This window comes from Pseudophaeobacter sp. TrK17, from assembly GCF_042192375.1.
Taxonomy (GTDB): Bacteria; Pseudomonadota; Alphaproteobacteria; order Rhodobacterales; family Rhodobacteraceae; genus Pseudophaeobacter.
Genome location: NZ_CP071700.1, coordinates 3,652,902 through 3,665,579 on the forward strand (window position 1 = coordinate 3,652,902; position 12,678 = coordinate 3,665,579).

Sequence of the window (12,678 nt, forward strand, 5' to 3'; positions counted from 1 at the left end):
CCGCAAGGATGGCAGACAGCCCGGTAATCCCCCCTAAAAATAGTGGTGTTCCAAAGTAGAATTTTCTCGGCAAGATATCTGAGGAGATTTATGATGAAGAATGGACGATTTAGCGACGCGCAAATCATGGCAGTGTTGAAGCAGGCGGAGGGCGGTGTGCCGGTCTCTGAGCTTTGCCGCGAGCACGGAATGAGCAGCGCGAGTTTTTACAAATGGCGGGCCAAGTTTGGCGGCATGGACGCGTCCTTGATTTCCGAGATGAAGGATATGGCGGAAGAGAACCGTCGTCTGAAGCGCATGTATGCCGAGATGAGCATGCAAAACGACCTGCTGAAAGAAGCGCTTGGAAAAAAGCGTTAAGGCCGTCTCATCGGCGAGAGATGGCCATGAATGCAGTTGCGCAATATGGGGTCAGCATAGCTCTGGCCTGCCGTGCGTTCGAGATCAGCGAGACCTGCTATAGATACAGCCCTGTGCTGAGCGATGACAACGAAGAGATCGCAGATTGGCTTGAACGCTTGACGGCTAACAAGCGGACCTGGGGCTTCGGCCTGTGCTTTTTGTATCTGCGCAACGTGCAGGGCTATGGCTGGAACCATAAACGTGTCTACCGGGTCTACTGTGAGCTGGCGTTGAACCTGCGTATCAAGCCGAAGAAACGCTTGAAGCGGGACAAGCCGGAACCACTGGCTGTGCCTGAAAGACCAAATGAAACTTGGTCCATGGACTTCATGGCGGATCAGCTGGCGGATGGCCGGTCGATCAGGGCATTAAACGTCTTGGATGACTTCAATCGCGAAGGACTGGCTATTGAGGTCGACTTCTCGCTGCCTGCTGAACGTGTCGTGCGTGCGCTGAACCAGATCATTGAGTGGCGCGGAAAGCCCCAAGCTATTCGTGTGGACAACGGCCCAGAATACGTCAGCGGGAAGCTCATGGAATGGGCTGAGAAACGCAATGTGCGGCTCGAATATATCCAGCCCGGTAAGCCCCAACAGAATGCCTATATCGAGCGCTACAACCGCACCGTTCGTGGCGAATGGCTGGGGCAATACATCTTCGAAACCATCGAGGAGGCACAGGACCAGGCAACACAATGGCTCTGGACTTACAACAACGAGCGACCCAACATGGGCATCGGCGGCATGACACCCGCCATGAAACTGAAAACGGCTGCGTGAATTCTACGGCTGGACCCAATTAAAAATGGGGGGATTACCGCCCCAGCCATTCAGGCTCAGGCGTCCTAGCCCAAACGGATACCCAGCCGCTCGCAAACTGTCTTGCACTCACATCAATACCTGCGCCAGAAGTAACATGCAGGCGATATGGCAGGTCGTGGAATTACCGTACTTTTGATGATCGACGTAAAAACCACGATCACAACGACTGACGCAGGAAAGCATAAAATCGACTGTCATTTACGCGGCTCCAATTGAGCCTGAGTGCGGGGCAATCGCTATGTTCTGCAATTCTGAAAAGAGCGCCGGGCGCCAGGAACACCCCGACCTCAGCGGCTTTTTGCGCCACATCAATATCAGAGGTTCCCGCAGGAAGTGGGAGCCAGCCGTAAAGCCCCTCTGCCTGTTCTGGCGCGATCTCAAACCCGATTTTCTTTAGCTGCTGCACCCCGATTTCGCGCTCCTGTTTCAACTTCCTGGAAAGACGCGCACACTGCTTTTCATACCGGCGCGTCCGCATGAGATCTGCGATCAGGCGTTCGGTGTGGCTAGAACTGTTGACGGTTAAAACCATCTTGAGTTCCGCGAGGCTGTGAGAAATTTCCGGATCGGCAATGATGTAGCCCGAGCGCAAAGTGGGCGTGAGAACTTTGGCAAAGGTGCCGATTTGAATAACCCTTTGAAAGCGATCCAATGAGGCAAGACGTGTCCCGGATACGCCAGGCAAATCTATGAACGGGTCGTCGTCGACAATAAGTATGTTGTGGCGCTCGGCGATTTGCAAAACGGTATGGGCCGTGGGGAGATCAATCGAACAGCCTGTCGGGTTCTGGGCAAGCGATTGGGTGAAGAACAGGCGGGCCTGGTAGTGATCGGCTGCGGCCTGAAGAGCGTCGCAATCGGGGCCATGTGGTCCGCGCGGAATACCAATGACATTGACGCCTGCCAGTTTCAGTTTGGCAAAAAGAGGATAATACCCCGGATCATCAACCAAAACGGTTTCACCAGCGCGGCAAAAGCGACGGATTACAAGATCAAGCGCATGGTTGGCGCCAAAGGTGGTCACAACTTGATCTGGCTGAACATGGATGCCCGCAGCGCCATGCGCGGCAGCGATGTATTCACGCAGAGCAAGCAACCCGTGTGGCGCGCCATACCCGCCTTCGCCCGATGCAAGCGTGACAGAGGGGGCTGCGTTCAACAGCCAGCTTTCCGGGGGACGGCCATCGCCAACGAGCACTTTGTAGGGACGATCCAGCTGAGCATGCAGCAAGGATACGCTGTCGCGCGCCTCACGCAGATTGGCGGGTTCCGCCGTCGTTGCAACGCCATGGGCGACAAAAAAACCTGCGCCCTGGCGCGCGTACACAAGGCCGTTGGCCACCAGCTGATCGTAAACGGCCACCATGATATTTTTTGATGCGCCGTACTGCTCAGCCGCACGGCGAAGCGACATCAGTTTTGTCTCTTCAGCGAGTTCCCCCGACTTAATCCTGTCGTGCAGGCTTCTGTAGATGCGATCTGTCTTTGTCTGTGTCATCTGCGCAGTGTGTCCACGTTCCGATGGGTACAGTCCAGAAAAAATTGTCCAAACTGTACCAATACAACGTCGCTCAAATTTACAATCTTCCCGCTGAAGATCAGGAGGAGACACCATGACTGTTAGCGCAACTAAAACCCCGTCTGTTGTGAATTCACGGATTGAGGGCATGCGGGATATGGAGCCTGCTGACCGCCGCGATGCCATTGCCATCGCCGCAGGGCTTGATACCCCAGCCAAAGCTGCGCTTTCAGATGATTCTGCACTGCCGGTTGCAGTGGCAAATGGTATGATCGAGAATGTCATCGGCACGTTTGAGCTGCCACTCGGGGTGGCGACAAATTTTGTCGTCAACGGTCAGGACTATCTCGTTCCTATGGTGGTCGAGGAACCTTCTGTGGTTGCTGCGGCCTCCTACATGGCCAAAATTGCGCGGGCCGGCGGCGGGTTCAAGGTCAGTTCCACCGCACCGATCATGCGGGCGCAGGTTCAGATCATTGGCCTGGATGATCCGTTCGGCGCGCGGGCCGCGTTGCTGGCTCACCGGGACGCGTTGATTGAAAAAGCCAATTCCAAAGACACCGTTCTGACCGAGCTTGGCGGCGGCTGCAAAGATATCGAGGTTCATGTTTTCCCCAGTTCGGCCATTGGTCCGATGGTGGTCATGCATCTCTTGGTGGATGTGCGCGATGCGATGGGGGCCAACACGGTCAATACCATGGCGGAAATGCTGGCGCCACAGGTCGAGGAAATCACCGGCGGAACGGTACGCTTGCGCATTTTGTCCAACTTGGCCGACAAACGTATGGTGACCGCAAATGTGCGTATTCCAACGGATGCCCTGACGACAAAAACACTGAGCGGGGCGCAGGTTGCACAGGGCATCGTCGAAGCCTGCGAACTGGCGATCATTGATCCCTATCGCGCCGCAACCCACAACAAAGGCATTATGAATGGCATTGACCCCGTTGTCGTCGCCACAGGCAACGACTGGCGCGCGATCGAAGCCGGCGCCCATGCCTATGCGGCCCGCAACGGCCATTACACGTCCCTCAGCCGCTGGGAAGTCGCCCGGGATGGCGCACTGGTAGGCACACTAGAATTGCCGATGGCGATGGGGATTGTTGGCGGCGCAACCCGCACCCATCCAGCTGCACAGGCTGCGCTCAAACTGATGGGAGTCACAAGCGCACAAGAGCTTGCGGAAGTGACCGTCGCCGTTGGTTTGGCGCAGAACATGGCCGCGCTGCGTGCGCTTGCAACCGAGGGCATTCAGCGCGGCCATATGACCCTACATGCCCGCAATATCGCCATTACCGCAGGCGCGCAGGGGAGTGATATCGACCGTGTGGCCAAAGCCATCGTCGAAGCGGGGGATGTTACCGTCGCCCGCGCCAAACAGATGCTGGAGGGCATCTGATTTCAATACTTCAGGGAGGAATACCTATGACTAACGCTACACGGCGTACTCTTTTGCGTTTCGGCGCGGCAGCTCTTGCTGCACCTGCGATTCTAGCCTCGGGCACAACGGCCCGTGCGCAAAGCGTGACCAAATGGCGGATGCAGGCGCTTTGGGGCGGCGGTACGACGCCCATGCTGTATGAGGAAAAATTTTGCGCCCGCGTCGCCGAGCTTACCGGCGGTTCGCTTGAAATCACGCCTTTTGCGGGCGGGCAAATTGTTCCCTCCGCACAGGCCTTTGACGCCGTCCGCGGCGGCGCCTTTGAACTGATGAAAACCTTTGACGGCTACACCGCTGGCAAAATCCCGGCGCATGGGTTTTCGTCGACTGTTCCGTTCGGCTTCCCCGAGCCGGACCAATACGAGGCCTGGTTCTATGAACGGGGCGGGCTGGAAATGGCGCGTGAAAGCTATGCACCTGCTGGGCTCACCTATGTTGCGCCAACGGTTTATGGCCAAGAACCGATCCATTCGCGGGTGCCGGTACGGAAAATCGCCGATCTGAATGGTCTGAAGGGCCGTTTTGTCGGACTGGCCTCTGCTGTGATGGCCGATTTCGGCGTGTCAGTTTCGCCGCTTCCCACTTCCGAAGTCTATTCGGCGCTGGACAAGGGGTTGATCGACATCGCGGATCGCGGCGACATCAAAGCCAACTTTGAGGAGGGCCTGCACGAGGTCGCAAAATACCTCATCCTGCCGGGTGTGCATCAGCCGACCACTGCCACCTCTTATGTTGCAAATACGCGCGCATTTGACGCCTTGGACGCACAACAAAAAGCCGCTCTTGCGGTGGCGGCTCGGGAAATTTCCGGGACCCTGCGCCAGAATATTCTCGTTGCGAATGGCGAATACATCAAGAAATTCCAAGACGCAGGTGTTGAGATCATTGATTTCGATCCTGAAGATGTCGCCCAAGCACGGGCCAAAGCCGTCGAGGCCTGGAAAAAGGCCGCCACGGATGACATCTCCAAGCGCATGATGGAGTCTCAGATCGCGTTGATGCAGGAATTGCGCCTGCTCTAGATCTAACCCATTTTGCACCTAAAATTGCATCATCCCGCGCCAACCATTCTAGGATAGGCTGGCGCGGGATGGTGCCGCATTCGCGGAGTTTCTAATGATAACACTGTCCCGGCGCATCACTGCGCTCAACCGAGGTTTGTTCGCCTGTGCGAAATGGCTGATCTACGCCATCGTCTTGTTGATGCTGTGGGAAGTGCTCTCGCGCTATGTGTTGTCGTCGCCCACTTCCTGGGCCCCGGAATTGGCGACCTTGATCTTTGGCCCCTTCTTTCTGTTGGGAGGACCATATCTGCTCCACCTCGGCGGCCATGTCGCGGTGGATGTCGCCTCGGCAAAGGCGACGGGGCGGCTCGCCGTGGGGCTGAAACTGGTCGGTCTGGTCTTGGCTGCAGTTTTTGGCGCGATCCTGTTGTGGTTCAGTGTGCCTTTGGTGATGCAGTCTTTCAGCTATGGGGAGACCAGCTACTCCGCGTGGAATCCAATCATATGGCCCGCAAAGGCCTTTTTGCCGCTTAGTGCAGTGCTGTTGATGCTTCAGGCCCTTGCCGAGGCGATCGACGTGCTGTTTGAGCCGGAGGCCGCGTGATGGAAAGCTCTTTTGTTCTGCTGTTTATGTTCACCTCTCTCATCGTCTTCATGTTGAGCGGGGCGGGGCTTGCTTTTGTCCTGGGCGCGATTGCCTTTATCTCGACCATTCTGTTGTGGGGTCCGTCCGCTCTGATCGTGGCGGTTCTCAACACATTCGAGACCATGACGTCAGAGTCACTTATGGCGATCCCGCTCTATGTGCTGATGGCCTCGATCCTCCAAAAATCTGCCATCATTGATGCGCTTTACGATGCCATGGAGACATGGTCTGCGCGTCTCAATGGTGGTTTGGCCGTGGGCACGATCATCATCTGCACCATCCTTGCGGCGATGACCGGGGTTGTCGGCGCTGCGGTGGCTGCGATGGGGATCCTGGCTTTGCCGTCGATGCTGTCGCGCGGCTACCATCCGCCGCTTGCCTTGGGGGCGATCTGTGCGGGGGGAACCTTGGGGATTTTGATCCCACCATCTGTCGTGACCATCGTCTATGCCATCACAGCGCAAATTTCGATCGGGCAGATGTTTGCGGCAGGGATCGTGCCGGGTCTCATCTTGGCAGGCAGCTACATCGCCTACATCCTCATTCGAACCTGGATTAATCCGGCGCTCGCACCAAAACCAGAACAGGTGGATGATCTGCCGCTGGGCGTAAAGCTGGCCAAACTGAAAAGCCTCATCTTGCCTGCCTTCGTGGTTCTGGGGGTTCTTGGGTCTATTTACACAGGGATCGCGACCCCAACCGAAGCCGCCGCTGTCGGCGTGTTAGGAGCGGCAATGTCTGCGATGGTCACCCGCCGCCTGTCCTTCACCATGCTGTCAGGCGCCGCGACAGAAACTCTGCGCGTTACGGCCATGATCCTCTGGATTACCATTGGTGCGCGTGCATTTATTTCGGTTTTTGTGGCCACAGGCGGCGCAGATTCGATCCTTGGCTTTGTTGAAAGCTTTGAGGCCTCACGTTGGATTATCTTAGGCGTGATGGTTCTGGTGCTGATCTTCTTGGGGCTGTTCCTGGATGAAATCGGGATCATCTTGCTCTGTGTGCCAGTGTTCCTGCCGATCATCACCACGCTTGATTTTGATCCGCTCTGGTTCGGTGTGCTATTCATGATCACCGCGCAAATGGCCTATATCACGCCGCCCTTTGGCTACACCTTGTTCTACCTGAAAGGCGTTCTTCCCGACGGGATCGGCATCGGACAAGTATACCGGGGGGTTATTCCATTCTTCCTGATCCAGGTGGGAGTATTGATCCTGTTCGCGGTCTTTCCGAACCTGGTCACCTGGCTTCCCGAAGCGCTGAGCCAAGTCGGAAAATAGGCCAGAAAGGCTTATCCGCCAAGCCCACAGCGTTAAAGTCCCCGACGCACTAAGGTGCATCGGGGATTTGGTACCTAGTGATTGAACTTCTTAATTTCCCCTTTCGCCAACCGTTCCGAGTAGCTGTTGAGCTCCACCCGAACGAGCTTCATCAGGAAATACAGAGCCAGAATGTTCACAACAGCCATCGCAAAGATCGCGGCATCAGAGAAATCGATGACCGGACCAAGTGAGGCAGAGGCACCGATCACAATGAAGATGCAGAAGATGACCTTGAACACCAGCTCGGTCACTTTTCCTTCTCCAAAGAGGTAGGTCCATGCCTTGAGACCGTAGTAGCTCCAGGAAATCATGGTGGAGAAGGCAAAGAGGACCACCGCGAGCGCCAGTACAAAGGGGAACCAGCTGATCGTCGATCCAAAGGCCGCAGATGTCAGGGCAACGCCTGTGTTCCCATCGACCGTGGCGATCGCCGAGCCCGCCTCGTTGAGCATGTAAACGCCGGTCGCCTCATCAATGATCAATTGTTGTGAAATCACGATAACCAAGGCGGTCATTGTACAGATGACAACGGTATCGATCAGCGGTTCGAGCAAAGACACAAAACCTTCGGTAATCGGTTCTTTTGTCTTCACGGCCGAATGGGCAATCGCCGCCGAGCCAACCCCGGCTTCGTTGGAAAATGCCGCCCGTTTGAAGCCTTGGATCAGGGCCCCAACCATGCCGCCAGCGACGCCTAAACCAGTGAAGGCACCTGCAAAGATCTGGCCAAAGGCCCAACCGATCATGTCATAGTTCATGATCAGGATGATCAGCGCAGCACCAACATACAGGATACCCATCAACGGGACGACTTTTTCGGTCACGTTGGCGATGGATTTGATACCGCCCACGATCACCGCAAAGACAACACCCGCAAAAATGAGACCCGTGATCCAGCCGGGATAGTCGCCAACAATCCCGGAAATCTGGGCGTGGGCCTGGTTGGCTTGGAACATGTTGCCACCGCCCAATGCGCCCAAGATACAAAAGATCGAGAACAGAACGGCCAGGATTTTCCCGCCGGGCAACCCAAGCTCAGTAAAGCCTTTGGAGATGTAGTACATCGGGCCACCAGAGACGGTGCCATCGTCGTATTCATTGCGGTACTTTACGCCCAGCGTACATTCGGTGAATTTCGACGCCATGCCCAACAAACCCGCGAGGATCATCCAGAAGGTTGCCCCCGGTCCGCCAATGCCGACGGCGACCGCCACACCTGCGATATTCCCAAGCCCCACTGTCCCAGACAAAGCCGTCGCAAGCGCCTGGAAATGACTGACTTCACCGGCATCATTGGGATCGGAATAGTCCCCTTTCACCAATCCAATAGCATGGCTGAAAAAGCGGAACTGAACCGCGCCAAAGTAGATGGTGAAAACCGTGGCCGCAATAACCAGCCACATAACGATCCAGGGAAAGCTGGTCCCAGGAACAGGGGCAAAAATGAAGCTGACAAATGGGCCTGTCACTGTGGCAAAGGCCTGATTTACCTGTTCGTCAATGCCTTGGGCAAAGGCTGCAGGTGCTGCACTGCTGGCGATAAGCGCCGACATAAGTGTTTTAAATGATTTCATGACTGACCTCTATCCAACAACCGTAACCGGCACGTCTGCGTGCATGACCAAGTTCTGTGTCGAACTACCAAAAATACGCTTTGTGAACCCATCATTGGACACGCGGCCGACAATGATCTGGGAGGCACCATGTTCGGTGGCGATCCGGTTCAGAGTCTCGGCAACATCGCCATGCTGGACCAGCCCTTGCGCCTGAATCCCAGCGTCGTTCAGTTTTTCGACGGCGGGTGTCACCACCCGTGTTGTCGCGATCTTGATCTCTTCTTCACGCCTTTTGTGACGTTTTTCGTTCTCTTCCGCGGTCTGGAAAGTGAAAGGGGACCATTCGATAACATAGGCAACGATCAACGCGCTGTTTTCGAGACGGGACGCAATGTCCCGAGCAAAGGTTAGAGCGCGTTCACCGGTTTCTGTGCCATCCAGTCCAACTACTATTTTAACGGTCATTGGTCAGGCTCCGTGTTGGTTTTTTTATGCCACCACCGTTTTCAGCGGAGTGAAAAACGGTAATAACAATTTTAAGGATAAGTGATTATCACTAGATAATGGTGATGAAAGCAGGGTAAAAGCTGAGAAAAAGCCTATGCTGTGGCAATTTTCTAGGGAAAAACACTAATGAGTAGAGAAATCGACAACATAGATATCAAAATTCTACAAGAGCTCGAATCGGATGGACGGCTTTCTATTGTTGACCTTGCTCAACGGGTAAACCTGACCAACACCCCCTGCTCAGAGCGGGTCAAACGGTTGGAAAGGTCCGGCTATATCACCGGGTATCGCGCGACGTTGGATTTGGACAAAATGGGTCTCAGCCACCTCACCGTGGTGCAAGTTTCGCTGACGGCAACGGGGGGAGACAACTCGCTTGATGCCTTCAACAAGGCGGTTCGTGCCATCCCCGAGGTCGAACGGTGCCTCATGCTGGCGGGCGCCTTTGATTATCTTTTGACGGTGCGTACCAAAGATATGCGGCACTTTCGGGAGGTTCTGGGGGACAGCATCAACAAGCTGCCGGGCATCCTGCAGACAAATTCCTTCGCCGTGATGGAAGTCGTTAAAAACTAAGGTGCCATTGGCAACCTAAGCAAGGATAGCGCAGGACAGATGACAGTCAAAACAGGGCGCAGGCTGCGGGTGCAGTTCTGAGCATTGGGCGCGACAGGAGATCTGCCCAATGCCTGGGAGACTGTAAAGGGCGGCGGGCTGCTATCCCTTCCCGCTTTCATGCTCGAGCCTCTGCTGGGCGATCTCGGCATTGCGGAGGCTGCGCTGGTGGTCGATCAGTGACTGTTTCACATAGTCCAGATGGGCCTCGACGGCCGTACGCGCGGCGACGGGATCTCGGGCCTGGAGGGCGGCATTGATGGCGCTGTGCTGGGCCAGAAGCACCTCAAAGGTGGTGTGGCGGCTGAACATGATGCGGCGGTTGTAGAACACGCCTTCGTGCAGCAGGTCAAACATCGACCGCATCATATGCAGCATCACCACATTGTGGCTGGCATCCATGATGGCGGAATGGAACTGGGCGTCCAGACTGGCGGCAGCATCCGACAGCGACGGATCACCGGCCGCAACCATTTTGTCGAATATGGTCTGGATCAGCTTCAGATCCGCATCCGAGCCAAATTTGGCGGCGCGCTCGGCTGCCAGCCCTTCCATGTCCCGGCGGAAGCTCAGGTAATCAAACACCGCCTCATCATGGCGGGCAAACAGCCGGATGAGCGCAGGCGAGAAGGCAGAGCCCAGCACATCAGCCACAAAGACCCCCGATCCGGCCTTGGCCTCCAGCAGCCCAACCTCCTGCAGCTCGGCAATGGCATCACGCAACGAAGGCCGTGAAACGCCCAGACGTTCGGCCAGTTCCCGCTCCGAAGGCAGACGTTCTCCCGGCGACAGGATGCCCCGCAGGATCAGCTGTTCGATCTGGCGCACCACAGAGGCTGAAAGTTTCTCGGGTTGGACTTTTTGAAACGGCATGGGGGTCTCGGGTTGAACTTGGGCGGGACGTGAACGGGGTCGGACGGGGCTGGTGCAGTCAGGACCAGTTTAAGAGCGACTGGCCGCTGTAATTGGTAAAAACATATGACCGCACCTAGTGCAAGGCAACAAACAGCACGCAGGATTTGCCAAGCATGGTCACATCTTTTGAAATATTAGGTCAGCATTATTGACTAGTTTTGAAACTTTCCTACTCTCGCCACAAGTTGGACCCAAAAGGAAGTCGCCATGTTGCTGAAACAGCTCTTTGCCACCCGCACGCACCGTATGGAGGCTTCCGAAATTCGCGAACTGCTGAAACTGTTGAACCGGCCTGGGCTGCTGTCCTTTGCCGGCGGTATCCCTGACCCGGATCTGTTCCCCGCGGCAGCGTTTTCCGCAGCCTTTCAGGCGGCACTGGAACCGGAGTATCAGGCCCAGGCGCTGCAGTACTCGGTCAGCGAGGGCTACCTGCCGCTGCGCCAGTGGATCCAACGGGAAATGGCACGCATGGGTGTGCCCTGTGACACGGATAATATCCTGATCACCTCTGGCTCGCAGCAGGCTCTGGATTACCTGGGAAAACTATTCCTCTCTCCCAATGATACTGCGCTTGTGGGCTGGCCGACCTACCTTGGTGCCTTAGCGGCTTTTAACGCTTACGAGCCGCGCTACGATCAGCTCAACCCGGGCGGCAACCGATCCCCAGCCAGCTACCGCGATGCCGCAGCTGAGGCCAACAGCCGGGTGAAGTTTGCCTATCTGTCGCCGGATTTTGCCAATCCCACCGGCGAGACTCTATCGCTGTCGGGGCGGAAGGCTTTGCTGGACCTGACCGAAGAGCTGGGCTGCGCGGTGATCGAAGATGGCGCCTATCATGCCCTGCGCTATGAAGGGGAGGCAATCCCGCCCGTTTTGGCGCTGGAGATTGCACAGAAGGGCAGCCTTGAGCAGTGTCGGACGGTCTATTGCGGGTCTTTCTCCAAAACCCTGTCGCCTGGCCTGCGTCTGGGCTGGGTGGTGGCCAGCAAGCCGGTCATCGCGCAGCTGGTTTTGATGAAACAAGCGGCAGACCTGCATTCTCCAACGCTGAACCAGATGGCGGTACATCAGGTGGCGGAGGCCTGCTTTGACGCCCATGTCGCCGGGCTAAGACAGGCCTATGGTGCACGTCGTGATGCAATGCTTTCCGCCCTGCAGACCTATATGCCCGAAGGGGTGACTTGGACCCGCCCCCAAGGCGGCATGTTTGTCTGGCTCACGCTGCCCCAACATGTGGACACCGCCGAAGTGCTGGTTCGCGCTCTGGATCAGGAAAATATTGCCTTTGTTCCGGGGCAGGCCTTCTTTGCCGATGGCGCAGGCTGCAACACACTGAGGCTGAGCTTTTCAGCGCTGGATGAGGCGGAAATCCGGACCGGCATCGAGCGGCTTGGACGGTTACTATCAGACGCCTAGACCGGCGAGTTGCAGCAAGCTGGTTCGTCCGGTTTTTTCGGTGAAAGATAGAAAACCTTTGGCGCGCAGTAGCGACGGCGCGAGCTGATGCAAAAAGGCCTGAAAGGCCGCCTTCGGCACCGGTCCATCGCTTTGCCATTCCACGGCTTCAAACCGCGTTGAATGGTCTTTACGCGACGCAGGCAAAGCACGCGAAGTTGTCGTGCGGTCTCGCGGGCCCAACAGGTCCTGAGCTACCCCCCCGAAATTCGGACACTGACGTAAGCTGCTATTTGTTGTCTGCTGATCTTCAACACGAAGGAGATCAGGAATGTCGAAACGGAAGCAACATCATCCAGAATTCAAAGCCAAGGTGGCGTTGGAGGCGTTGAAAGGCGAAGAGACGGTCAGCGATTTGGCCAGTCGGTTTGGCGTGCACCCAACGATGATCCATCAGTGGAAGCGCGCATTACTTGAAGGCGCATCGGGCGTATTTGAGCGTGGCGGACGGAAGGCACCGGAAATCGATGAGGAG

At 56.3% G+C, this 12,678-nt stretch carries 12 protein-coding genes and 1 pseudogene; 8 read left to right on the forward strand and 5 right to left on the reverse strand.

Annotation, left to right across the window (positions count from 1 at the left end; translation table 11 throughout):
• Positions 1 to 93: 93 nt before the first annotated feature.
• A protein-coding gene (locus JZI28_RS17335; protein WP_375697739.1) for an IS3 family transposase occupies positions 94 to 1,181 on the forward strand; the annotation gives its coding sequence in 2 pieces (ribosomal slippage) (positions 94 to 355 and positions 355 to 1,181; 1,089 coding nt in all).
• 199 nt (positions 1,182 to 1,380) lie between these two features.
• On the opposite strand, the gene JZI28_RS17340 is transcribed toward JZI28_RS17335, so the two are convergent.
• Positions 1,381 to 2,721, reverse strand: a complete 1,341-nt coding sequence (locus JZI28_RS17340) for a PLP-dependent aminotransferase family protein (protein ID WP_375698403.1) — start codon at positions 2,719 to 2,721, stop codon at positions 1,381 to 1,383.
• Between the two features lie 115 nt (positions 2,722 to 2,836).
• On the opposite strand from JZI28_RS17340, the gene JZI28_RS17345 reads away from it, so the two are divergent.
• From JZI28_RS17345 to JZI28_RS17360, 4 genes are all read left to right on the forward strand, one after another.
• Positions 2,837 to 4,141: a hydroxymethylglutaryl-CoA reductase, degradative gene (locus JZI28_RS17345; protein ID WP_375698404.1), complete on the forward strand. Its 1,305-nt coding sequence runs from the start codon at positions 2,837 to 2,839 to the stop codon at positions 4,139 to 4,141.
• A 26-nt stretch (positions 4,142 to 4,167) separates the two neighbouring features.
• Positions 4,168 to 5,205 (forward strand): TRAP transporter substrate-binding protein DctP, encoded by a 1,038-nt coding sequence (dctP, locus tag JZI28_RS17350; RefSeq protein WP_375698405.1) that lies wholly within the window; start codon positions 4,168 to 4,170, stop codon positions 5,203 to 5,205.
• A 94-nt stretch (positions 5,206 to 5,299) separates the two neighbouring features.
• Positions 5,300 to 5,791 (forward strand): TRAP transporter small permease subunit, encoded by a 492-nt coding sequence (locus JZI28_RS17355; RefSeq protein WP_375698406.1) that lies wholly within the window; start codon positions 5,300 to 5,302, stop codon positions 5,789 to 5,791.
• Positions 5,791 to 7,113: a TRAP transporter large permease subunit gene (locus JZI28_RS17360; RefSeq protein ID WP_375698407.1), complete on the forward strand. Its 1,323-nt coding sequence runs from the start codon at positions 5,791 to 5,793 to the stop codon at positions 7,111 to 7,113. Before JZI28_RS17355 ends, JZI28_RS17360 begins: the two co-directional genes overlap by 1 nt.
• Before the next feature lie 74 nt (positions 7,114 to 7,187).
• Here JZI28_RS17360 and JZI28_RS17365 read toward each other — a convergent pair whose 3' ends face one another.
• Both JZI28_RS17365 and JZI28_RS17370 read right to left on the reverse strand, forming a co-directional pair.
• Complete coding sequence (locus JZI28_RS17365; RefSeq protein WP_295454654.1) at positions 7,188 to 8,729, reverse strand: sodium:alanine symporter family protein; 1,542 nt, start codon at positions 8,727 to 8,729, stop codon at positions 7,188 to 7,190.
• 9 nt (positions 8,730 to 8,738) lie between these two features.
• Entirely contained in the window at positions 8,739 to 9,176 is a 438-nt protein-coding gene (locus JZI28_RS17370; protein WP_295454652.1) for a universal stress protein, read from the reverse strand.
• 168 nt (positions 9,177 to 9,344) lie between these two features.
• Here JZI28_RS17370 and JZI28_RS17375 point away from each other — a divergent pair, with 168 nt between their 5' ends.
• On the forward strand, positions 9,345 to 9,794 hold the full coding sequence (locus JZI28_RS17375; protein WP_295454651.1) for an Lrp/AsnC family transcriptional regulator: 450 nt from the start codon (positions 9,345 to 9,347) through the stop codon (positions 9,792 to 9,794).
• Positions 9,795 to 9,935: 141 nt separating this feature from the next.
• On the opposite strand, the gene JZI28_RS17380 is transcribed toward JZI28_RS17375, so the two are convergent.
• Complete coding sequence (locus tag JZI28_RS17380; RefSeq protein WP_295454649.1) at positions 9,936 to 10,706, reverse strand: FadR/GntR family transcriptional regulator; 771 nt, start codon at positions 10,704 to 10,706, stop codon at positions 9,936 to 9,938.
• Positions 10,707 to 10,955: 249 nt separating this feature from the next.
• Between JZI28_RS17380 and JZI28_RS17385 the strand changes: the two genes are divergently transcribed.
• Positions 10,956 to 12,164 (forward strand): PLP-dependent aminotransferase family protein, encoded by a 1,209-nt coding sequence (locus tag JZI28_RS17385; protein WP_375698408.1) that lies wholly within the window; start codon positions 10,956 to 10,958, stop codon positions 12,162 to 12,164.
• On the opposite strand, the gene JZI28_RS17390 is transcribed toward JZI28_RS17385, so the two are convergent.
• On the reverse strand, positions 12,153 to 12,308 hold the full coding sequence (locus JZI28_RS17390) for a GTP-binding protein (RefSeq protein ID WP_375698409.1): 156 nt from the start codon (positions 12,306 to 12,308) through the stop codon (positions 12,153 to 12,155). The two genes, JZI28_RS17385 and JZI28_RS17390, sit on opposite strands and share 12 nt — an antisense overlap.
• A gap of 166 nt (positions 12,309 to 12,474) precedes the next feature.
• Between JZI28_RS17390 and JZI28_RS17395 the strand changes: the two are divergent.
• Positions 12,475 to 12,645: pseudogene (locus tag JZI28_RS17395) on the forward strand (transposase); the annotation flags it as partial.
• Positions 12,646 to 12,678 lie beyond the last annotated feature (33 nt).

Coding starts and splice junctions, on each gene's coding strand:
- JZI28_RS17340 (WP_375698403.1), bottom strand. CDS start 2,721: ATGACACAGACAAAGACAGATCGCATCTACAGAAGCCTGCACGACAGG.
- JZI28_RS17345 (WP_375698404.1), top strand. CDS start 2,837: ATGACTGTTAGCGCAACTAAAACCCCGTCTGTTGTGAATTCACGGATT.
- dctP (WP_375698405.1), top strand. CDS start 4,168: ATGACTAACGCTACACGGCGTACTCTTTTGCGTTTCGGCGCGGCAGCT.
- JZI28_RS17355 (WP_375698406.1), top strand. CDS start 5,300: ATGATAACACTGTCCCGGCGCATCACTGCGCTCAACCGAGGTTTGTTC.
- JZI28_RS17360 (WP_375698407.1), top strand. CDS start 5,791: ATGGAAAGCTCTTTTGTTCTGCTGTTTATGTTCACCTCTCTCATCGTC.
- JZI28_RS17365 (WP_295454654.1), bottom strand. CDS start 8,729: ATGAAATCATTTAAAACACTTATGTCGGCGCTTATCGCCAGCAGTGCA.
- JZI28_RS17370 (WP_295454652.1), bottom strand. CDS start 9,176: ATGACCGTTAAAATAGTAGTTGGACTGGATGGCACAGAAACCGGTGAA.
- JZI28_RS17375 (WP_295454651.1), top strand. CDS start 9,345: ATGAGTAGAGAAATCGACAACATAGATATCAAAATTCTACAAGAGCTC.
- JZI28_RS17380 (WP_295454649.1), bottom strand. CDS start 10,706: ATGCCGTTTCAAAAAGTCCAACCCGAGAAACTTTCAGCCTCTGTGGTG.
- JZI28_RS17385 (WP_375698408.1), top strand. CDS start 10,956: ATGTTGCTGAAACAGCTCTTTGCCACCCGCACGCACCGTATGGAGGCT.